Source organism: Comamonas aquatica NBRC 14918 (assembly GCF_000739875.1).
GTDB lineage: Bacteria > Pseudomonadota > Gammaproteobacteria > Burkholderiales > Burkholderiaceae_C > Comamonas > Comamonas aquatica.
The window spans coordinates 34,935-55,720 of the sequence record NZ_BBJR01000047.1 but is presented as its reverse complement, the minus strand read 5'-3'; the positions used below and the strand labels follow the sequence as shown (position 1 = coordinate 55,720).

The window sequence follows — 20,786 nt, the reverse complement described above, 5'->3', positions numbered from 1 at the left end:
TGCGGTTGGCGAGTGCAAGGTGAAAAGGCTGTTGGAGATTAAGCTGTTTTTACTTGTGCGTTCTTGCTCTTTGGCGGAGGATGGCTCCGTATCCTTTACTGAAAGAACGTATTTAAAGGATTCCACTAAATATTGCTAGATCAAATCAAACCGGGACGCTGAGAAGTCGGCTCGCAGCGTACTGATCACTATGCCGGCAAGGAGATTGTTATGAGCAAAGGTGGCCATGGTGGAGCTAGTGCTGGTCGTGGAGGGGGGGCGCAAGGCAGTGGTGGTAGCAAAGGCGGTTCTTCCTCTGGAGGGGGGCGTGGTCAGGGGAATGGAGGCGGATGGCCTAGTGGTACAGGGAATCCTTCTGGAGGCGGACGTAGCAATGCTCCGGCAGGTAACGGTGGCAAAAAATAACTGATCTTTACTGATCATTGATGAGGCATCAAAAGCTTTTGATGCCTCTTTACATTTTGGACTGCTTACTTTTTTGTGAGTACCTGCAGCCAGCCACCATGGTGAGTTGTCATTTCGAAGCGGAAAGCTGCTGTATCTGAAATTTGGTGCATAAAGATGATGCGTGCGAGTGGCCGTTATCGTCTCCGCTATTTGATTTAACAGCGATTGTGGTTTGTTTCAAGCGAAGTTCCTGATGTCTGAAGACTCTGTCTCGGCCGCGGGCAGCGCCCAGGCGGCCACGCCACGCACCACATCACCGATCACCAGCACGCTGGGGCTGCCCAGGGCCTCGTCCGCCAGGGTGGTGGGCAATTGCGCCAGCGTGGTGATGGCATGGCGTTGTTGGGGCAGGCTGGCGTGCTGGATGATGGCCGCCGGGGTGTCGCCGGGCAGACCACCGGCCTGCAGTTCCTGCGCCATGTCGGCCGCGCCGCTGACGCCCATGTAGACCACCAGGGTCAGCTTGGCGGCCTGGGCCGTGGCGGCCAGTTGGCGCCAGTCGGTGCCGGCGTCGCCGGGTTTGGCGTGGCCGGTGATGAACACCACGCCATGGGCGTGGTCGCGGTGGGTCAGCGGGGCGCCCAGGGCGGTCAGGCCGGCCAGGCCGGCGGTGATGCCGTTGATCACCTGCACCTCGACCCCGGCGGCGCGCAGGTGTTCCACCTCTTCGCCGCCCCGGCCAAAGATGAAGGGGTCGCCCCCCTTGAGGCGCACCACGTTCTCGCCCTCGCGCACGGCCAGCAGCATGAGTTTTTCGATGAAGGCTTGGGGCGTGCTCTTGCAGCCGCCGCGCTTGCCCACGTCGATGATCCGGGCCGTGGGCGCGGCATGGGCGACGATGGCGGGCGACACCAGGTCGTCCACCAGCAGCACGGTGGCGGCCTGGATGGCTTTGAGGGCCTTGAGGGTCAGCAGCTCCGGATCGCCGGGGCCGGCCCCCACCAGGGTGCAGCGGCCGGTTGCGGGCAGGGTGAAGGTGGCATTGGTGCTCATGGCTGTTCTCCTGGGGGAATTTGGCGCGCCAGCTGGCAGATGTGCGCGACCTGCCGGGCAATGGCCTCGGGGACAGGAAGGCTTCCTGCCAACACCTGGCGGGTGTAGTCGGCGGTGCTGGCCACGTCGATGGCGGTGGGCAGGCCGTCAATCGCGCTGGCCGTACCGGGCTGTTGCTCATCCAGCACCTGGTGCACGCCGGCGACAAAGCCGTCGTAGCGCGGCAGGCGGCGCGGGTCGGCCACGACCTCGCCCTCCAGCCCGCGTGACAGCAGGGCGTACAGGCCCAGGCCCTGGCAGGTGGCCCGCAGCGTGTCCAGGTACTCGGGGTGGGTGTAGCTGCTGACGATCAGAGCCGGACCGGCGCAGGGGTTCATCAGCTTGACCACGCTGTGGCCCGGGTTGCGCAGGCCGATGACGGCGCGCGTGGCCAGCAGGCGGGCCAGCCCGGGGTGCAGCAGGTCGGTGGCGATGTGACCCACCTGGCCGGGCGCCACGGCGCCGGGCGTGGTCTGGGCCGCCATGCCCAGGGCCTCGAGCACGTCCGAGGCCAGCACGCGCCGGGCCTCGGTGCGCATGCCGTGCAGCAGCACGGGCAGGCCTTCGCGCGCCAGCAGCAGGGCCAGCAGGGGGGTCAGCACCGGCAGCCGCCGCGCGCCGTTGTAGCTGGGCAGCACCACCACGGGCTGGGGGCCGGCCGGCACGGTGTGCAGACGGGCGTGCACGGCATCCAGGAAACCGCACATCTCCTCGGCGGTCTCGCCCTTGATGCGCATGGCGATGCAGAAGGCGCCGACCTCCAGGTCGCTGACCTGGCCGTCCAGCACCTGGCCGAACAGGTCCTGGGCCTGGTGGCGGTCCAGGGCCTTGGCGCCACGCGCGCCGCGGCCGATTTCCTTGAGGTAGTGGCTGATGGGCATGGCAAGACCTCCGTTCAGGCGCTGTGGGCCGCGTGCTGCTGCACCATCTGGCGCAGCCGGGGCAGGCAGGAGCCGCATTCGGTGCCGCAGCGCAGCGTGTCCTGCAATTGGGGCACGGAGTGCAGGCCGCTGTCCAGGGCCTGGGTGATGGCCTGTTCGTTCACGCCCAGGCAGGTGCAGACCAGGGCGGCGGGCGCGGCGGGCAGGCCCTGGGCGGGGGGCGCCTGGGGGCGCAGCAGGGCGTGGCCCGGCAGGGACAGTGGCTGCGCGCTGTGCAGCAGCGGCAGCAGCCAGTGCCCGGCATCGGAGGGGCCGCACAGCACCAGGGCCTGCAGCCAGGTCTGCTGCTGCGCATGCTGCAGCACCAGGCTGCGGCGGTGCTGGCGCTGGGCATCGGCATAGCGCAGCACTTCGGCCCCTTCCAGGCCCAGCAGGGCATGGACCTGCTGCACCAGGGCCGCATCGGGTGGCGTGGCGCTGGCTGCGCGCAGCAGCACCCCCTGGCGTGCGGGGCTGCTGGGCGCCCCCGGCGCGGCAAACGGCACGCAGCTGGCAAAGTCCCACTGCGGCAGCAGCGCGGCCAGGGCCTGGCGCACGGCCAGCAGGCGCTCTTCGGGCAGCCAGGCCGCGGCCAGCAATTGCCAGGGCAGCTCCACCGCCTGCACGCTGACGGCAGCGTGCTTGAGTTCCGGTTGCTTGGACTGGGGGCAGAACGCCGGCGTGGTCACGGCGTTCACGCCGCCCACGGCCTGGCCATCGTGGCTGCGCCCGCCCAGGTATTCGCTGCCCCAGTGCATGGGCAGGTAGACCTGGGACAGGCCCAGGCCGGCATCGGCCTGCACCGGCACGACCAGCTGGCCGTGGCGGCTGCGCACGGCGACCAGCTGGCCGGGCTGCAGGCGCTGGCGCTCCATGTCCTGCGGGTGCATCTGCAGCGCGGGCTCGGGCGCGTGGGCCATCAGGCGGGCCAGCTGGCCGGTGCGGCTCATGCCATGCCACTGGTCGCGCAGGCGGCCGGTGTTCAGGCTGAAGGGAAAGCGCGCGCTGCGCGGTTCGGCCACGGGCTGCCAGGGCTGGGCGGCAAAGCGGGCGCGGCCGTCGGCCGTGGGGAAGACGCCCTCGGCATACAGGCGGGCCTGGCCTTGCTGCGCGCCTTCGGGCAGCGGCCACTGCTGCGGGCCGGCGCGGTCCAGCAGCGCCCAGGACAGGCCGGTGATGTCCAGGTCGCGCCCGCGGGTGCTGGCGCGGTGCTCGTTCCAGATCTGCTCGGCGCCCAGCTCGGCGTGCTGGGTGTCATAGGCAAACAGGCTGGGCTGGCCGGGGCGCAGGCGGGCCTCCAGGCGCTGGGCGATCTGCGTGGCAATCTGCCAGTCGTGCCGGGCCTGGCCCAGCGGGGGCACGGCGGCACGCACACGCGAGATGCGGCGTTCGCTGTTGGTGACGGTGCCCAGCTTTTCGCCCCAGGTGGTGGCGGGCAGCAGCAGGTCGGCGTAGGCGGCGGTGGCCGTGGTGGCGAAGGCGTCCTGCAGGATCACGAACTCCGCCCGCTGCAGTGCGCGGCGCACGGTGGCCTGGTCCGGCAGGCTGTGGGCCGGGTTGGTGCAGGCGATCCAGAGGGTCTTGATCTGGCCGTCGGCCGCGGCCTCGAACAGCTCGATGGCGGTCTTGCCGGGCTGGGCGGGCACATCGTCCACGCCCCACAGCGCGGCCACCTCGGCGCGGTGATCGGGGTTGGCCAGGTCGCGGTGGGCGCTGAGCAAGTTGGCCATGCCACCCACTTCGCGCCCGCCCATGGCATTGGGCTGGCCGGTCAGCGACAGCGGGCCGGCGCCCGGCTTGCCGATCTGGCCCGTGGCCAGGTGCAGGTTGATCAGCGCGGCGTTCTTGGCCGTGCCGCTGCTGCTCTGGTTCAGGCCCTGGCAGTACAGGCTGAGCGTGGGCGCGCGCTGGGCCGTCGTTTCCACCGCACCGCCCAGCGCAAACCAGCGGGCGGCCTGCAGCACATCCTGCATGTCCAGGCCGCAGTCGCGCGCCACACGTTCGGGCGTGGCTTCGCGCACCAGGGTCTTGAGGGCGTCGAAGCCATGGGTGTGGCGTTCGATGTAGGCGCTGTCGATCCAGCCTTCCCACAGCATGGTGTGCAGCATGCCGTGGAACAGGCGCACATCGCTGCCGGGCTGCAGGGGCAGGAACAGGTCGGCGATCTCGGCGGTCTCGGTGCGGCGCGGGTCGGCGACGATGATCTTGAGTGCCGGGTTGGCGGCCTTGGCGTCCTCGATGCGCCGAAACAGCACGGGGTGGGCCCAGGCCGTGTTGCTGCCGGTGATGAACAGGCAGCCCGCGTGCTGCAGGTCGTCGTAGCAGGCCGGGGGCGCGTCGGCCCCCAGCGTGGCCTTGTAGCCGGCGACGGCGCTGCTCATGCACAGGCGCGAGTTGGTGTCCAGGTTGTTGGTGCCCAGCAGGCCCTTGGTCAGCTTGTTGAAGACGTAGTAGTCCTCGGTCAGCAACTGGCCGCTGGCGTAGACGGCCACGGCATCCGGGCCGTGCTGCTGCACGGTGTCGGCGATGCGCGTGGCAGCGAGATGAAGCGCCGCATCCCAGGCCAGGGGCTGGGGCGTGGCACCGCGCTGGGCGCGCTGCAGCGGCTGCAGCAAGCGGGTCTGCGGGGCCAGCGCAGCAGCGGCGGTCAGGTGCAGGCTGTTGCCCTTGCTGCACAGGCGGCCGAAGTTGGCGGGGTGGTCCGGGTCGCCGCGCACGCCGGTGATCTGCGCCCCCTCGGACTGGATGATCACGCCGCAGCCGACGCCGCAGTACGGGCAGGTGGAACGGGTTTCGGTCATGGCGAGAATTTCCAGTGTTTGAGGGCTTTGGCGCAGGCGGGGCGGGCGCAGGCAGCTATGGTTTCAGGCAGCGGGTGCGCAGCGGCGCGCCGGCCCGGCGATGGGGCGCGCCAGGTCGGTGGCCTTGGTGGCCAGCTCGGCCGCATCCAGGTAGACCATGCCGTCCTGCACCTGCACGGCAAAGCCGGGGGTGCAGCCTTCGTCGGGCGCGGCGGCCTGACCGTCGCACAGGCCGATGGTCCAGTTGTGCAGGGGACAGGCCACGCTGTGGCCAAACACGATGCCCTGCGACAGCGGGCCTCCCTTGTGCGGGCAGCGGTCCAGTAGGGCGAAGACTTCGTTGTCCGCATTGCGGAACAGGGCCACGTCCAGCCCCTGGGGGCGGGCGACGCGGCGGGCGCCGAGGACCGGGATGTCGTCGACGGCGCAGATGGCTTGCCAGGTGGTCATAGCTATTCCTTTGGGAGCTGTTGGCGCTCGTGGGTATTGGGCTGGGTGGCGATTGGGTGCTGCATCACGCGGTGACTGCCTGGCCCGCGGGCAGGGCGGGAATCATGGGAATCACGCGCTGGAACTGGCGCGCATCCACGTGCGCCTTGTCCAGCTCGAACCAGGGGTCGGGCTCGCCATCCAGCGCGAACTGCAGCTGGACCCACAGGGCCTGGCGACCGGCCGCATCGTCCAAGATGCGGCGCTTGACGTAGTCCAGGCCCACGCGGTGCACGTAGTGCACGGTGCGCTCCAGGTACCAGCCTTCCAGGCGGTACAACTGCATGAAGGCACCCGTGTACTCCAGTACCTCTTCGGCGGTCTTGAGCTTGGTGAAGAAATGCGCCACCTCGGTCTTGATGCCGCCGTTGCCGGCGATGTGCATCTCCCAGCCGCTGTCCACGCCGATGATGCCCACGTCCTTGATGCCCGATTCCGCGCAGTTGCGCGGGCAGCCGCTGACGGCGAACTTCACCTTGTGCGGGGCGTACATGCGCCACATGGCGCGCTCCAGGTCCTTGCCCAGCTGGGTGCTGTCCTGGGTGCCCATGCGGCACCATTCGCTGCCCACACAGGTCTTCACCGTGCGCAGCGCCTTGGCGTAGGCGTGGCCGCTGGGCATGCCGATGTCGTTCCACACCGCCTGCAGGTCTTCCTTCTTCACGCCCAGCAGGTCGATGCGCTGGCCGCCCGTGACCTTGACGGTGGGGATCTGGTATTTGTCCACCGCATCGGCGATGCGGCGCAGCTCGCTGGCCGTGGTCTCGCCGCCCCACATGCGCGGGATCACGCTGTAGGTGCCATCTTTCTGGATGTTGGCGTGGCTGCGCTCGTTGATGGCACGGCTTTGCGGGTCGTCCTGGGCCTCCTTGGGCCAGGTGCTGACCAGGTAGTAGTTCACGGCTGGACGGCAGGTGGCGCAGCCATTGGGCGTGCGCCATTCCAGGTGGCGGAAGACGGCGTCCGTGGTCAGCAGGTGGTGCTGGGCGATGGCCTCGCGCACCGCCTGGTGGCCGTGGCTGGTACAGCCGCACACGGCCTTGGTCTTGGGCGTGGCGGAGTAGTCGCCGCCGGCGGTGAACATGATGATCTGCTCCACCAGACCGGTGCACGAGCCGCAGCTGGCACTTGCCTTGGTGTGCTTGCGCACCTCGTCCAGCGTGAACAGGCCTTTTTCCTGGATGGCCTTGCAGATGGCGCCCTTGGTCACGCCGTTGCAGCCGCAGACCTCGTCGCTGTCGGCCATGGCCGAGGCCTTGCTGTGCCCTTCGTGGCCGGTGTCGCCGATGTTGGATTCACCAAACATCAGCCGGTCGCGCAGGTCGGCGATGGAGCGGCCCTCGCGCAGCAGCTTGAAGTACCAGCTGCCGTCGACGGTGTCGCCGTACAGGCAGGCGCCGACCAGTTTGTCGTTCTGGATCACCAGCTTCTTGTAGACGCCACCACCGGGGGCAGAGGGGTCGCGCAGCACGATTTCCTCGGTGTCCGCGCCGCCCTGGAAGTTGCCGGCCGAAAACAGGTCGATCCCCGTGACCTTGAGCTTGGTGGAGGTCAGCGAGCCCTGGTAGCGCCCGATGCCCCATTCGGCCAGGTGGTTGGCCAGCACCTTGCCCTGCTCGAACAGCGGGGCCACCAGGCCATAGGCCACGCCGCGGTGGGCGGCGCATTCGCCCACGGCGTAGATGCGCGGGTCGGTCACGGTCTGCAGCGTGTCGCTGACCACGATGCCGCGGTCCACATGCAGGTGCATGCGCTGCGCCAGCGCGGTGTTGGGGCGGATGCCCACGGCCATGACCACCAGGTCGGCCGGCACCTCGCTGCCATCCTTGAAGCGCACGGCGCGCACGCGGCCGCCCTCGCCCGCCAGCAGCTCCTGGGTCTGGGCCTGCATCAGGAACTGCATGCCGCGCTCGGCCAGCGACTGCTGTAGCATCCGGCCGGCCACATCGTCCAGCTGGCGCTCCATCAGCCATTCGTTGGCGTGCACCACCGTCACCTGCATGCCGCGCTTCATCAGGCCGTTGGCTGCTTCCAGCCCCAGCAGGCCGCCGCCGATGACCACGGCGTGGCGGTAGCGGCTGGCCGCGTCGATCATGGCCTGGGTGTCGGCAATGTCGCGGTAGGCCAGCACGCCCTGCAGGTCGTGGCCCGGAATCGGCAGGATGAAGGGGTTGGAGCCGGTGGCCAGCACCAGGCGGTCATAGGGTGCGCTGACCTGGCGGCCTTCGGCATCCACGCCGTGCACCAGGCGGCGCACGCGGTCGACCTCGGTCACAGTGACCCCAGCATGCAGGGTGATGCCGTGCTCCTGGTACCAGACCCAGTCGTTGAGCACGATCTCGTCGAGCGTCTGCTCGCCCGCCAGCACGGGCGACAGCAGGATGCGGTTGTAGTTGGGATGGGGTTCGGCGCCGAAGACGGTGATCTCGTACAGATCGGGTGCGATCTTCAGCAGCTCTTCCAGGGCGCGCACACCGGCCATGCCGTTGCCCACCAGCACCAGTTGGGATTTTTTCATCGTGCCCCCAAGGCAGTTCGCCAAAACAAAAAGGCGTCCACACGCGGGGCGGGCCAAAGGCCTGCTGCGTGGGGACGCCGTCGTCCTGCGAGACTGGTGCACCGTTGCACGCGCCCCGCACGCGGCCTGCATCGGCCGCAGGCTAGCTATGCAAGCTGCGTGCCAGGATGGCGGGCAACGCGCTGCCACTCCGGGGGCGTGGCGCAGCTGCTCTCGTCAGGGGGCGCCTGGGCTGGCGGCCCGCACCTCGGGCTGCGCCGCGCTGGGGCAGGACTGCACCATGCTGGGGGGCTCCGAGCGCCAGTGTGCCCGGCACGGCGCAGGGGGCAAGCGCCGGTGGACGACAGGGACATGGGGATAAAGCCCGGTTGCATGGCGCACCCGGATGGGCTGAAATGGTTTTTCACATCTGTGTTTTTTGCCCGGAGCTGTTCCATGACCACTGTTGCAGAGATCCTCAAGTCCAAGACCTCTTCCATGGTGTTTGCCATTGCCCCGACGGCGACGGTCTATGAGGCCCTGCGCCTGATGGCCGAGCAGGGCATCGGCTCGCTGCTGGTGAAGGACGGCGAGACCATCGTCGGCATCTTCACGGAGCGCGACTATGCGCGCAAGATTGCCCTGATGGGGCGCACCTCGGCGCAGACGCGGGTGAGTGACGTGATGACCACGTCGGTGCTGTTCGTGCAGCCCAGCCAGACCAGCGAGGAGTGCATGCAACTCATGACCAGCAAGCGCCTGCGCCACCTGCCTGTGGTGGACAACGGCCAGCTGGTGGGCCTGGTCTCCATCGGGGACCTGGTCAAGGACATCATTTCCGAGCAGAAATTCATCATCGAGCAGCTCGAGCACTACATCAACGGCGGCGGCCGCTAGGCCGGGAATGCCCCCTGCGCGGGGGGCGCTCTCCCTTCTCTCGGATGGCTGCGCAATTCGGCAAAGGCAACACCGCCAGCGCGGTGGTGCTGCCCTTGCGCCGCGTCCCTGCCCTGGGGCGTGCCGGTTTTGTGCGCCGTGCGGCGAAAGGCGGAGAGACAAAAAGCCCCGACGGCATGCCGTCAGGGCTTGGGGGGCGGCGGCCGGGTCAGGCAGCCTTTTCGACGTGCCCCTGGCGCGTGTAGAGGAAATCGATCACGGCCTTGCGGCAGCGCTGGTACTCGCGGTCCTCGGCCAGGGCGACGCGCTGGCGCGGGCGGGCCAGGGGCACGTGCAGCACTTCGCCGATGGTGGCGGCCGGCCCGTTGGTCATCATCACGATCTTGTCGGACAGCAGCACGGCCTCGTCCACGTCGTGGGTCACCATGACCACCGTGCTGTGCGTGCGTGCCACGATCTCCAGCAGTTCGTCCTGCAGCTTGGCGCGCGTCAGGGCGTCGAGGGCGCCGAAGGGCTCGTCCATCAGCAGCACCTGGGGTTCCATGGACAGGGCGCGGGCAATGCCCACGCGCTGCTTCATGCCACCCGAGATCTCGCCGGGGCGCTTCTGCGCCGCATGGCCCAGGCCGACCAGCTCCAGGGCCGCGTCGGTGCGGGCCTTGAGCTGGGCCTTGCTCTCCTTGGCACCAAACACGCGCTCCACCGCCAGGTGCACATTGCCCCAGCAGGTCAGCCAGGGCAGCAGCGAGTGGTTCTGGAAGACCACGGCGCGCTCGGGCCCCGGGCCCTTGATCTCCTTGTTGGCGCACAGCAGGGCACCGGCCGTGGGCGTGGTCAGGCCGGCGATCAGGTTCAGCAGCGTGGACTTGCCGCAGCCCGAGTGGCCGATCAGGCTGACGAACTCGCCCTTGGCAATCGACAGGTCGATGCCCCGCAGCGCGGGAAACAGGCCCTTGGCGGTCTTGAAGGTCTGCTCCACGCCCTGGATTTCGAGGTACTTGGTGGACAGCGATGCATTCATGATTTCACCTCTTCGAACGTGAAGGCCGAAGCCAGCTTGACCAGGGCCCACTCCAGCAGCAGGCCGACGATGCCGATCACGAAGATGGCAATGATGATGTTCTTGACGTTGAGGTTGTTCCACTCGTCCCAGACCCAGAAGCCGATGCCCACGCCGCCGGTCAGCATCTCGGCCGCCACGATCACCAGCCAGGCCGTGCCCACGGCCAGGCGCACGCCGGTCAGCAGGTAGGGCAGCACGGCCGGGAACAGGATGGTGGTGGCGATCTTCCACTCCGACAGGTTCAGCACCCGTGCCACGTTCATGTAGTCCTGGGGTACGCGCTGCACCCCGACGGCGGTGTTGATCACCATGGGCCAGATGGAGCAGATGAAAATAGTCCAGATCGCGGCCGGGTTGGCCCCCTTGAACACCAGCAGGCCGATGGGCAGCCAGGCCAGGGGCGAGACCGGGCGCAGCAGGCTGATCAGCGGGTTGACCATGCGCGACAGGAAGCTGAAGCGCCCGATCACAAAGCCCAGCGGGATGCCGACCAGCGCCGCCAGGCCAAAGCCCAGGGCCACGCGCTGCAGCGAGGCCAGCACGTTCCAGCCCACGCCCTGGTCGTTGGGGCCGTTGCGGTAGAAGGGATCGCTGAAGACCTCGACGGCCTGGGCCCAGGTGGCCTGCGGGCCGGGGATGGACTGGCCGGTGCTGCTGGCCACCACGGACCACAGGCCGATCAGCAGCGCCAGGCCCAGCGCCGGTGGCAAGGCCCAGGCCAGCAGGGCCTCCAGCCGCCTGCGTGCGCCGGGCCGGGCGTGTGCGGTGGGTGTCAAGGGTTTTCCGGCTTTGGATAAGGTACTGCCTGCGCTGGTAGCTATGGATTTTGGGGTGGCGTTCAGGGCGTCGCCGGGGGCGGAACGCTCACGCGGGGAGTGGAAGACGGCGCTGACCATGGGGGTTCTCCGTTAGCGTGGTGGCCTCAGGCCTTGATCTTGAAACTGTCGGCGTATTGCGCGGGGTTCTTGCCATCCCACACCACCCCGTCCATGAGCTTGCTGCTGCGCATCGCGTCCTTGGGCACGGCCACCTTGAGTTGGCTGGCCGCCTGGGTGTACAGGTCGATGCGGTTGATCTGCTTGGCCACGGCCAGGTAGTCGGGGTGGCTCTTGAGCAGGCCCCAGCGCTTGTGCTGCGTCAGGAACCACATGCCATCGCTCAGGTAAGGGAAGTTCACTGCCCCGTCGTTGAAGAACTTCATGTGGTGGGGGTCGTCCCAGGTTTTGCCCAGGCCGTTCTGGTAACGCCCCAGGATGCGCTGGTTGATGGCGTCCACGCTGGTGTTGATGTAGGACTTCTGGGCCACGGTTTCGGCCATCTTCAGCTTGTTCTGCAGGCTGGCGTCGATCCAGCGGCCGGCCTCCAGGATGGCCATGATCACGGCGCGGCAGGTGTTGGGGTACTGGTTGGCAAAGTCCCCTGTGGCGCCCAGCACCTTCTCGGGGTGGTCCTTCCAGATGTCCTGCGTGGTGTTGGCGGTGATGCCGATGCCGTCCATGATGGCGCGGTGGTTCCAGGGCTCGCCCACACAGAAGCCGTCCATGTTGCCCACGCGCATGTTGGCCACCATCTGTGGCGGCGGCACGGTGATCAGCTTGGCACCCGACAGCGGGTTGATGCCGGCGGCCGCCAGCCAGTAGTGCATCCACATGGCATGGGTGCCCGTGGGGAAGGTGCCGGCAAAGGTGTAGTCGCGCGGGTTCTGGGACATGGCCTTGGCCAGGCTGGGGCCATCCACGGCGCCCTTGTCGGCCAGGGCCTTGGACAGGGTGATGGCCTGGCCATTCTGGTTCAGGCCCATCAGCACGGCCATGTCCTTCTTGGGGCCGCCCACGCCCAGGTGCAGGCCATAGACCAGGCCGTAGAGCACATGGGCAAAGTCCAGCTCGCCATTGACCAGCTTGTCGCGCACGCCGGCCCAGCTGGCTTCCTTGCTGGGGACGATGGTGACGCCGTACTTCTTGTCCAGCCCCAGCACCGAGGCCATGACCACGCTGGCGCAGTCGGTCAGCGGGATGAAGCCGATCCGGACCTCTTTCTTTTCCGGAGCGTCGGAGCCGGCGGCCCAGACGCCGCCATGGCCCAGTTGGGTGAACAGGGCGGTACCTGCCGCGGCCCCTGCGGCCTGGCGCAGGAACTGGCGGCGCGAGGCCTGGGGATCGGCGGGGCGGTGTGGGGCGAGCTGTGCCATGGAGGGCTCCTTGAATGCGTGGGCAAAACCGAAAGACGGTCCCACCAAGCACAACGGCGTCCCGATCCTTCCTGCAGGCAGGGGATGGGGACGCCGTTGTCCATAGGGGGGAATGGGTGGATCCCTGACCGCCTTTGGCCGAGATTCGCCAAGTAAGAAGCAGAAACTGTGCCAACCGCCGTTGGCCCTGAAAGTCCCAGGCAGGGCGGTCCGGTGCAGCCCATGCGGTTGCTGCAATGCAGCAAAGTGGTGCCGAAGCAGCCTGTTTTTGGTGCGTGGCCGTCCGCATGCCCCGCGTGCGCGGGGGGCAGGCGCTGTCGGGCTCAGCCGGCGTGGCCGGGCAGGGGCAGCAGGTCGGCCATGGCCAGCATGGCTTCGGCCACGTCGATGAGGCGGCGGTTCTGGTTCATCGCCGTCTGGCGCAGCAGCTTGTGGGCCTCGGCCTCACTCATGCCGCGGTGGGTCATCAGCAAGCCCTTGGCGCGCTCCACGGTCTTGCGCTCGGTCAGCGCCGTGCGCACGGTCTCCAGCTCATGGTGCATGGCCTGCAGGCGCAGCGACTGCTCCTGCACCAGGGCCATCACGGACTGGCCCAGCTGGGGCGCGTAGTCGGTGCCGGGGCGCAGCACCAGGCTGGTGTTGGAGGTGCTGAAGAAGTCCGGCAGGGCCCCGGCCGCATCGCTGGCGCTGTGCAGCATGCTTTGCGGCTGGGCCAGGGCCGCCTGGGCGGCCTGCAGCTGGGTGTGGCAGCGCTGCAGCAGCTCGTCGGCCAGCGTGGTCTCGATCTCGTACATGGTGTCCATGCGCAAGGTGCAGGCATCAAACCAGATCTCGCCCAGCTCCATGTCCAGCGCGGCGTCGGCGGGCGAGGTGCAGCCGATGCGGCGCAGCCGCTCGATGGTGGTCAGGTGGGGGCTGTGCATGCAGGCGGCCTGCCACAGGGCCAGCGGGGTGGCGGGGGCGCATTCGGCAAAGACCTGCAGGCAGCGCTCCTGCGAGTCGATCAGGTGCAGCCAGTGCTGTTGGCGGGTGGCGGTGCTGGTGCCGCTGCTGAAGACCGTGGCGCCGGTGGCGCGTTCCTGGCCGGCCAGCTCCTTGCCCTGCATGAAGTGCAGCATGGCAATCAGCAGGCGCGAGATGTCGGGGTGGGTGGCGCTGTCGGCGGCTTCAAAGACCACGGCCAGCAGACCGGCGATCAGGCGGATGTAGGCCTGGGTGGCGGCATCGGGGCTGAGGTCCAGCGCGGCGATGCGGGCGCGCAGCGCCGGCAGCGCATCCAGCCCCTGCAGCACGTAGGCAATGTGGTTGCACAGGCGTGCGCCATGGCTACCGCGCAGCGCCTGCAGGTCCAGCGAATCCAGCACGCCGCGCAGCGCGCGTGCGCTGTGTGTGCTGGCCTGGATCTGGGTGTGCAGGGCCTGGCGGGCGCGCTGGCCGTGGCTGGCCAGCAGGATGTTGGACAGGCCCCGCTCTTTCTGCAGCGCATGGATCAACTCGCCCAGCTGGCGCACCAGGGTGCTGGTGCGCTGCAGCCGGTGCAGTTCGTCAATTTCGCATTGCCGGGCGGCAATCAGGTAGTGCAGGGCAGTGGACATGGTGGTCACGGCAGGGCGTCGGTGCCTGCTGCCATGCAAATCGCATGCCGCCCTGCTGCGGCGGCCCGGCCCGGGCAGGGCAGGGCAGGGCAGGGCAGGGCAGGACTTAGAGCTTGCCCTTGAAGTAGCTGGGCTTGTCCATGTCCACGATGTCCACGCTCAGCTGCACTTCCAGGCCGGCTTGCGCAGGAATCACGGACTTCAGCACCGCGGCGATGCGATCGGACAGCTCTTTCTTGACTTCGGCCGTGCGACCGGCCATCAGGCGCAGTTCCACGTGGGCGAAGGCGCGACCAGCGCTGTTCAGGCCGATGCGGTAGTGGCTCACCTGGGCGATGCGGGTCTTGACATCGGCCTCGTCGCTGACGGTGGGGTGGCCGCAGACGGTGGCGTTCAGTGCTTCCATCAGGGCGGCTTCGTTCAGGCCTTGCAGGTTGTTGGTGTATTCCACATACATATGGGGCATGGTGTGTCTCCTGGAATTGAGGGGCAAAAGTTGGCGCTCATTGTGCCTCGGCGGCAGGCCCCTGATCGGCCAAGGCCTGCAAGGCATCCACGAGGGCGGCCACATCCGCGGCCGTGTGCGCGGCCGACAGGGCGATGCGCAGGCGCGCCGTGCCTGCCGGTACGGTGGGCGGACGGATGGCGGGTACCCACAGGCCGCGCTGGCGCAGGCCCTCCATCAGCGCCAGGGCGGCGCCGTTGTCGCCGATGACCAGGGCCTGGATGGGCGTGTCCGAGGGTAGCAGGCGCCAGCCGGTGCGCGCCAGCAGCGGCTGCAGCTCCGTGCGCAGCTGCTGGATGCGGGCCTGCAGCTGCGCACGCAGGGCATCACCGTCTGCGATGACCCGCAGGCTGGCCTGCAGCGCGCGCGCCAGCAGGGCCGGCGCGGCCGTGGCGAAGGTGTAGCTGCGCGTGGTCTGCAGCAGCCATTCGATCAGGTCTTCGCTGCCGGCCACCAGCCCGCCGGCCGCGCCAGCGGCCTTGCTCAGCGTGGCCATGTACAGCACGCGCGGGCTGGCGTGGGCGCCCGTCAGTCCCGCGGCGGCCAGGCTGCCCCGGCCCTGCGGGCCGCGGATGCCCAGGCCGTGCGCATCGTCCAGCATCAGCAGGGCGTCGTAGCGTTCGCACAGGGCCAGCAGGCCGGGTATGTCGGCCACATCGCCATCCATGCTGAACACGGCATCGCTGACCACCAGCTTGCGGGCGCAGGGGCTGGCCGCCAGCAGGGCTTCCAGGGCGGCCAGGTCGCCATGCGGGTAACGCTGGATGCTGGCGTGCGACAGGCGGCAGCCGTCGATCAGGCTGGCATGGTTCAGCGCGTCCGAAAAAATGCCATCGTCCGCCCCGACCAGGGCCGGGATGACGCTGGCATTGGTGGCAAAGCCGGCATAGAAGTACAGCGCGCGCGGCAGCTGCAGGAACTGCGCCAACTCCTGCTCCAGCGCTGCATTCGCCGTGCTGTGGCCGCTGACCATCGGCGAGCCGCCCGAGCCCACGCCAAAGTGCAGCGCCGCATCGCGCGCGGCCTCGATCAGTGCCGGGTGCAGGGCCAGGCCCAGGTAGTCGTTGCTGCAGAACTGCAGCATGGGCTGGCCGTTGACGGTGATGTGTGCACCCTGCTGCGGCGCCACGGTGCGGCGGGTGCGGCGCAGTTGCTGGGCATCCAGCGCCGCCAGCTGTCGGGGCAGGGCCTGCAGCCAGGAGGTGGGGGAGAGGGTGTTCATGGCTGGGAGTCCTTTCGAGCAGCCGCTGCCCCTGGAGGGCACGGCGACCGCACGCCGTGGTGGGTGTGGGAGGGAGTTGTCATTGCCACGCGAGGGGCAGTTGGACGGGGACAGCGCGCGCATCGGGCTGTGCTTGCCAGGGAATGTCGGCCAGCAGCGGCGCACCCAGGTGCTGGCGCAGGTAGGCCAGGTTGGCCTCGGGTTCGCGCATCTGCGGATCGACGCGGCTGGCGATCCAGCCCGCCAGCGGCAGCCCGCTGGCGCGGATGGCATCGGCCGTCAGCAGGGCGTGGTTGATGCAACCCAGCCGCAGGCCGACCACCAGCACCACCGGCAACTGCAGGGCCACGGCCAGATCGGCGATGCGCAGGTGGGGGGACAGCGGTACCTGCCAGCCGCCTGCGCCTTCCACCACCACGGCATCGGCCTGGGCCGCCAACTGTTGGTAGGCCTGCAGGATTGGAGCCAGCTGCACGGTGACGCCCGCGCGTTCGCCGGCGATGTGGGGTGAGACCGGGTCGGGCAGCAGCACCGGGTTGTCGAGCTGTGGTGGCACCACCAGGGTGGAGGCCGCGCGCAGCGCCAGGCTGTCCTCGTTGGCCCAGCCGCCCTGGCCATCCGGCTCGGCGCCGGACGCCACCGGCTTCATGCCCACCACCCGGCGGTGGTGCTGCGCCAGGGCGTGCAGCAGGGCGCAGCTGGACAGGGTCTTGCCGACGCCGGTGTCGGTGCCGGTGACAAAGCAGGCAATCATGGTTGGGGGCTCCTGATCAGTGATTTTTTAGGTGGGGTGTGGTGTTGGCGGCAGAGGCCGGGAGTTCGCCCCGGCGGCCGACCTCCTTTCATTTGTCTCGCCCAATGAAAGGAGGCAAAGCAAAGGCGACTCTGCCGAGCGCTTGGCCGTGGAACTCGCTACGCGCTGTTGGCGCTGCGCTCGGACAGCCGCGGCAAGTCAGGTGGCGGGTGGCAGACCTGTCTCGCAGCGCTGCTGCGGCAGGCCTGCGGGAAGAGCCAGCGCTGTGGCGAAGCATGCAGATGTAAAGAGGCTCAGCGCCACCCGTGCGCGCGCAAGCGTCGCGCACTGCCTGGAAGTCCCTCTGATTTCCGGCGGCTGTGTGAGCGCAGCGCCTGCGGCGCGCAGCGAGTTCCGCCGGACAGCCGTCGGCAGACGCGCTTCTTTGGTCACTTTCTTGTCGCAGACAAGAAAGCGACTCGGCCGCCGGGACGAATTCCCGGCTTCTGTCCTTCAACATGGCACGTCCTCGGAAAGTGAAAACAAAGCTTTTAGGCCTCTAGCGCTTGCAGGGACTATGCCTGCAGCTCTGCTTCTTGTAGCAAGCAGTCCTCCAGCGCTGCCAGTGCCTGGGTCGCCAGGTGCTGCACCTCGTCGGCATCCAGCACATACGGTGGCATGCAGTACAGCGTGTGGCCGATGGGCCGCAGCAGCAGCCCACGGGCGCGCGCGGCGGCGTGGTAGCGCTGGGCAAAGTCGGGCAGGGTGGTGGCAATGTCCCAGGCCCAGACCATGCCCATCTGGCGGGCGTGGTGCACGCGCGGGTGGTTGCTGAGCGGGGCGAAGGCGCAGGTCAGCTGCGCCGCCAGCGCGCGGTTGGCCTGCAGGGTGTCCAGCTGCTCGAACAGCTCCAGCGTGGCCAGCGCGGCGCGGCAGGCCAGCGGGTTGCCGGTGTAGGAGTGCGAGTGCAGAAAGGCCCGTGCCGCTTCGGTGCCGTAGAAGGCCTGGTACACGGCGTCTGTGGTCAGCACCGCCGACAGCGGCAGGGTGCCGCCGGTCAGCCCCTTGGACAGGCAGATGAAATCCGGCGTGATGCCGGCTTGCTGGTGGGCGAACAGGCTGCCCGTGCGGCCAAAGCCGGTGGCGATCTCGTCGACCACCAGGTGCACCTGGTAGCGGTCGCACAGCGCACGGGCCTGGCGCAGGTAGGCAGGGTCGTACATGGCCATGCCGGCGGCGCACTGGATCAGTGGCTCCACGATCAGCGCGGCGGTCTGGGCGTGGTGCTGCTGCAGCCACACCTCCAGCGCCGCAGCGGCGCGCCGGGCCACGTCGGCGGCGGTTTCACCCGGCAGGGCGGCGCGCGCATCGGGGCTGGGTACGGTGGCGGACAGGCGCACCAGGGGCGCGTAGGCGCTGCGGAAGATGGGTACGTCGGTGACGGACAGCGCCCCCACGGTCTCGCCGTGGTAGCCGCCGGCCATGCCGACAAAACCGTTCTTTTCGGGCCGGCCGACGTTGCGCCAGTAGTGGGTGCTCATCTTCAGCGCCATTTCGGTGGCCGACGCGCCATCGCTGCCATAGCTGGCATGGCCCAGGCCGGTCAGCGCGGCCAGCTTTTCTGACAGCTCGACCACGGCTGCGTGGGTGCAGCCGGCCAGCATGACGTGGTCCAGCTGCTGCAGCTGATCGGTCAGCGCGGCACGGATGTGTGGGTGGCTGTGGCCGAACAGGTTGACCCACCAGGAGCTGATGGCATCCAGGTAGCGGTGGCCTGCGGTGTCATACAGCCACGGCCCTTGCGCACGTGCGACGGCCAGCAGGGGCTCGGTCTCGTGCCGCTTCATGGGGGTGCAGGGGTGCCAGACGGCCGCGAGGCTGCGGGTGGCGAGGTCGGATGAGTTCATGTGAATGACTCCTTGGCTGGCAGCGGTATGGCTTGTTCAAAGGGGGGCTCTAAAAAACTAGAGCTTTTGGCGCTTGCTGGTATTTGGGTTCATGGATAAAAGTCTTTAATTTTTTTAGAGGCTGTTTTTGCTTTGAAGACAGAGGCCGGGAGTTCGTCCCGGCGGCCGAGTGACTTTCTTGTCCGCGACAAGAAAGTCACCAAAGAAGCGCGTCTGCCGACGGCTGTCCGGCGGAACTCGCTGCGCGCTGGCAGCGCTTCGCTCACACAGCCGCCGGAAGTCAGAAGGACTACCACCCAGTGCACGACGCTTACGCGCGCAGGCGGCGCTGCGCCACTTGCGCTGTGCATGCTTCATCACGGTGCTGGTTCTTCCCGCAGGCCTGCCGCAGCTTTGCTGCGAGACAGGCATGCCATCCGCCACCTGACTCGCCGTGGCTGTCTGAGCGAAGCGCTGCCAGCGCGCAGCGAGTTCCACGGCGAAGCACTTGGCAGAGTCGCTTTTGCTTTGCCTCCTTGCGTTGGGCGAGACAAATGAAAGGAGGTCGCCCGCCGGGGCGAACTCCCGGTCTCAGCCCCTGAATGGAGCATGGAAGGATGTAAACCAAATCAGCGTCAAACCCAATAACCATCAGCGCAACCAGCTCCTCTTTTTCAAGCCATCCTCATTCCGCCGTGGTCGTGGTCTTCAACCCCTGCAGCCCCAGCTTGCGCAGCAGCGTGGTGTCCGCCTCCACATCGGGGTTGCCCGTTACCAGCAGCTTGTCGCCGTAGAAGATGGAGTTGGCGCCGGCCATGAAGCACAGCGTCTGCACGGCTTCGCCCAGTTGCTGGCGGCCGGCCGACAGGCGCACGCGCGCGGTGGGCATGGTGATGCGGGCCACGGCAATCACGCGCACGAAGTCCAAAGGGTCCACCGGTTCGCTGTCGGCCAGCGGCGTGCCGGGCACGCGCACCAGGCTGTTGATGGGCACGGACTCGGGGTAGGGATTCAGATTGGCCAGCTGCGCGATCAGACCAGCGCGGTGCACGGGCGCTTCGCCCATGCCGATGATGCCGCCGCAGCAGACGCTGATGCCGGCGCCGCGCACGGCGGCCAGGGTGTCCAGGCGGTCCTGGTACTGGCGGGTGCTGACCACGTCCTGGTAGTACTCGGGCGCCGTGTCCAGATTGTGGTTGTAGTAGTCCAGCCCTGCCTCGCGCAGCGACTGGGCCTGGTGGGGCTGCAGCATGCCCAGCGTGGCACAGGTCTGCAGGCCCAGGCCCTTCACCGCGCCGATCAGCGCATTCATCTTCTCGATGTCGCGGTCCTTGGGCGCACGCCAGGCGGCGCCCATGCAAAAACGGGTGGCACCGGCATCCTGCGCGGCCTTGGCGGCGCGGGTGACTTCCTCCACGCTCATCAGCTTTTCGGCCTTCACGCCGGTGTCGAACTCGGCCGCCTGCGGGCAGTAGCCGCAGTTCTCGGGGCAACCGCCGGTCTTGACCGACAGCAGCGTGGCCAGCTCGATCTCGCCATCGGGCCAGTGCTGGCGGTGCACGGTCTGGGCGCGGTACAGCAGCTCCATGAAGGGCAGGTCCAGCAGTTGCTGGACGGCCTCGACCGACCAGCGCTGGTGGCCGCTGTCGGCGACGGGGGCGGCAGGCTGGTGCCAGTGCATGGGCTGGGCCACAGGGGGGGCGCAAGTCTCGCTGGGGTGGGACATGGGAATGGTTCCTCGAAAAGCCTGCAAGCAGGGATGCCATTCATTGTCAGCACAAAAAAATCGAAAGTCTGTGGAGATTTGTTGAGGCTGTGGTTTGCCAGGAGATGGTGGAGATTGGGTTATTTTTGATGGGTGAATGAGCGAAGTTGGCTGGTTTTTGCGGTGCGTTCTCAGCGGGATTTGGCTTTTGTGTGCAACGTGCAGCGATTGGCGTGCAATTGCAGGAAGTGGGCGGACCGCAGTTGCGCCAATTGCTGCAGAAAGACGGTACTTATCGGCATGAATTGGCGGTAGTTACGGTTTTTTGGCAAAAATATCCAAAATATTTTGTATGGTGAAATGAAAAAAACTGCTGCCCCTGAAAAACAGTGGATGAAAGTTGAGTGAATTAATGGGGAATTGTGGTGTGCTGCCTAAGTGTTTAAAAAAATAGCTTGAAGCTTAGATTTTGTAAGGCATAGAGCTGGTTTTGATGTTGACTGCACGGTGCATATGGGGGCTGGGTGTGCGTCACCCGGCCGACAAGGCCTGGCGGTCTTGCTGGGGTAGCGGCGGCAATGGCGCCGTCAGCGCCGCAGCAGCAGGGGAGACTGTGGGGGAGGCGGGCAGGCCGGCGCCAGCCTGGCCGGCAACCGGGTGGTGTGGCGATGCCCCGTGCGGGAATCGGAGTGCACGGTGAACCGTGGGGCTGGTCGGGGTCCCAGGTGGCCGCGCGCAGCGTGCAACGGTGTCCGGGTGGAAGGGGGGCGTCTTACGGAGGAGGTGGTGGCGGCGATGCCCGA

General features: G+C 67.8%; 15 protein-coding genes. 1 reads left to right on the top strand and 14 read right to left on the bottom strand.

The window, feature by feature from the left end:
* Positions 1-624 precede the first annotated feature (624 nt).
* From cobA to nirB, 5 genes are all read right to left on the bottom strand, one after another.
* Complete coding sequence (gene cobA, locus CA2_RS11030) at positions 625-1,440, bottom strand: uroporphyrinogen-III C-methyltransferase (RefSeq protein WP_042416763.1); 816 nt, start codon at positions 1,438-1,440, stop codon at positions 625-627.
* Complete coding sequence (gene ybiB / locus CA2_RS11025) at positions 1,437-2,360, bottom strand: DNA-binding protein YbiB (protein ID WP_042416760.1); 924 nt, start codon at positions 2,358-2,360, stop codon at positions 1,437-1,439. Before ybiB ends, cobA begins: the two co-directional genes overlap by 4 nt.
* A gap of 14 nt (positions 2,361-2,374) precedes the next feature.
* Positions 2,375-5,200: a nitrate reductase gene (locus CA2_RS11020; protein ID WP_042416757.1), complete on the bottom strand. Its 2,826-nt coding sequence runs from the start codon at positions 5,198-5,200 to the stop codon at positions 2,375-2,377.
* Positions 5,201-5,263: 63 nt separating this feature from the next.
* Positions 5,264-5,650 (bottom strand): nitrite reductase small subunit NirD, encoded by a 387-nt coding sequence (gene nirD, locus CA2_RS11015; RefSeq protein WP_042416755.1) that lies wholly within the window; start codon positions 5,648-5,650, stop codon positions 5,264-5,266.
* Between the two features lie 64 nt (positions 5,651-5,714).
* Positions 5,715-8,207, bottom strand: coding sequence for a nitrite reductase large subunit NirB (gene nirB / locus CA2_RS11010; protein ID WP_042416752.1), 2,493 nt, complete (start codon positions 8,205-8,207; stop codon positions 5,715-5,717).
* 435 nt (positions 8,208-8,642) lie between these two features.
* Here nirB and CA2_RS11005 point away from each other — a divergent pair, with 435 nt between their 5' ends.
* Positions 8,643-9,083, top strand: coding sequence for a CBS domain-containing protein (locus CA2_RS11005; protein WP_042416750.1), 441 nt, complete (start codon positions 8,643-8,645; stop codon positions 9,081-9,083).
* Positions 9,084-9,291: 208 nt separating this feature from the next.
* Here the strand turns inward: CA2_RS11005 and CA2_RS11000 are convergent, their stop codons facing one another.
* The 9 genes from CA2_RS11000 to bioB form a co-directional block, all read right to left on the bottom strand.
* Positions 9,292-10,104: an ABC transporter ATP-binding protein gene (locus CA2_RS11000; RefSeq protein ID WP_042416747.1), complete on the bottom strand. Its 813-nt coding sequence runs from the start codon at positions 10,102-10,104 to the stop codon at positions 9,292-9,294.
* Positions 10,101-11,042, bottom strand: a complete 942-nt coding sequence (gene ntrB / locus CA2_RS10995) for a nitrate ABC transporter permease (RefSeq protein WP_042416744.1) — start codon at positions 11,040-11,042, stop codon at positions 10,101-10,103. Before ntrB ends, CA2_RS11000 begins: the two co-directional genes overlap by 4 nt.
* A gap of 26 nt (positions 11,043-11,068) precedes the next feature.
* Positions 11,069-12,337: a CmpA/NrtA family ABC transporter substrate-binding protein gene (locus tag CA2_RS10990; protein ID WP_042416741.1), complete on the bottom strand. Its 1,269-nt coding sequence runs from the start codon at positions 12,335-12,337 to the stop codon at positions 11,069-11,071.
* Between the two features lie 323 nt (positions 12,338-12,660).
* On the bottom strand, positions 12,661-13,932 hold the full coding sequence (locus CA2_RS10985) for a nitrate regulatory protein (protein WP_042416833.1): 1,272 nt from the start codon (positions 13,930-13,932) through the stop codon (positions 12,661-12,663).
* A 106-nt stretch (positions 13,933-14,038) separates the two neighbouring features.
* Entirely contained in the window at positions 14,039-14,398 is a 360-nt protein-coding gene (locus tag CA2_RS10980; RefSeq protein WP_042416739.1) for a 5-carboxymethyl-2-hydroxymuconate Delta-isomerase, read from the bottom strand.
* Positions 14,399-14,435: 37 nt separating this feature from the next.
* Positions 14,436-15,659: an 8-amino-7-oxononanoate synthase gene (gene bioF, locus CA2_RS10975; protein ID WP_042416736.1), complete on the bottom strand. Its 1,224-nt coding sequence runs from the start codon at positions 15,657-15,659 to the stop codon at positions 14,436-14,438.
* Between the two features lie 79 nt (positions 15,660-15,738).
* On the bottom strand, positions 15,739-16,413 hold the full coding sequence (bioD, locus tag CA2_RS10970) for a dethiobiotin synthase (RefSeq protein ID WP_042416733.1): 675 nt from the start codon (positions 16,411-16,413) through the stop codon (positions 15,739-15,741).
* 554 nt (positions 16,414-16,967) lie between these two features.
* The gene (gene bioA, locus CA2_RS10965; protein WP_042416729.1) at positions 16,968-18,299 is read right to left on the bottom strand and encodes an adenosylmethionine--8-amino-7-oxononanoate transaminase; all 1,332 of its coding nucleotides are present in this window, start codon (positions 18,297-18,299) and stop codon (positions 16,968-16,970) included.
* Between the two features lie 664 nt (positions 18,300-18,963).
* Positions 18,964-19,959, bottom strand: a complete 996-nt coding sequence (bioB, locus tag CA2_RS10960; protein ID WP_245620942.1) for a biotin synthase BioB — start codon at positions 19,957-19,959, stop codon at positions 18,964-18,966.
* Positions 19,960-20,786 lie beyond the last annotated feature (827 nt).

Excerpts from the sequence above, each read along its gene's own strand:
- cobA (WP_042416763.1), bottom strand. The coding sequence starts at position 1,440 with ATGAGCACCAATGCCACCTTCACCCTGCCCGCAACCGGCCGCTGCACC.
- ybiB (WP_042416760.1), bottom strand. The coding sequence starts at position 2,360 with ATGCCCATCAGCCACTACCTCAAGGAAATCGGCCGCGGCGCGCGTGGC.
- CA2_RS11020 (WP_042416757.1), bottom strand. The coding sequence starts at position 5,200 with ATGACCGAAACCCGTTCCACCTGCCCGTACTGCGGCGTCGGCTGCGGC.
- nirD (WP_042416755.1), bottom strand. The coding sequence starts at position 5,650 with ATGACCACCTGGCAAGCCATCTGCGCCGTCGACGACATCCCGGTCCTC.
- nirB (WP_042416752.1), bottom strand. The coding sequence starts at position 8,207 with ATGAAAAAATCCCAACTGGTGCTGGTGGGCAACGGCATGGCCGGTGTG.
- CA2_RS11005 (WP_042416750.1), top strand. The coding sequence starts at position 8,643 with ATGACCACTGTTGCAGAGATCCTCAAGTCCAAGACCTCTTCCATGGTG.
- CA2_RS11000 (WP_042416747.1), bottom strand. The coding sequence starts at position 10,104 with ATGAATGCATCGCTGTCCACCAAGTACCTCGAAATCCAGGGCGTGGAG.
- ntrB (WP_042416744.1), bottom strand. The coding sequence starts at position 11,042 with ATGGTCAGCGCCGTCTTCCACTCCCCGCGTGAGCGTTCCGCCCCCGGC.
- CA2_RS10990 (WP_042416741.1), bottom strand. The coding sequence starts at position 12,337 with ATGGCACAGCTCGCCCCACACCGCCCCGCCGATCCCCAGGCCTCGCGC.
- CA2_RS10985 (WP_042416833.1), bottom strand. The coding sequence starts at position 13,932 with ATGTCCACTGCCCTGCACTACCTGATTGCCGCCCGGCAATGCGAAATT.
- CA2_RS10980 (WP_042416739.1), bottom strand. The coding sequence starts at position 14,398 with ATGCCCCATATGTATGTGGAATACACCAACAACCTGCAAGGCCTGAAC.
- bioF (WP_042416736.1), bottom strand. The coding sequence starts at position 15,659 with ATGAACACCCTCTCCCCCACCTCCTGGCTGCAGGCCCTGCCCCGACAG.
- bioD (WP_042416733.1), bottom strand. The coding sequence starts at position 16,413 with ATGATTGCCTGCTTTGTCACCGGCACCGACACCGGCGTCGGCAAGACC.
- bioA (WP_042416729.1), bottom strand. The coding sequence starts at position 18,299 with ATGAACTCATCCGACCTCGCCACCCGCAGCCTCGCGGCCGTCTGGCAC.
- bioB (WP_245620942.1), bottom strand. The coding sequence starts at position 19,959 with ATGCACTGGCACCAGCCTGCCGCCCCCGTCGCCGACAGCGGCCACCAG.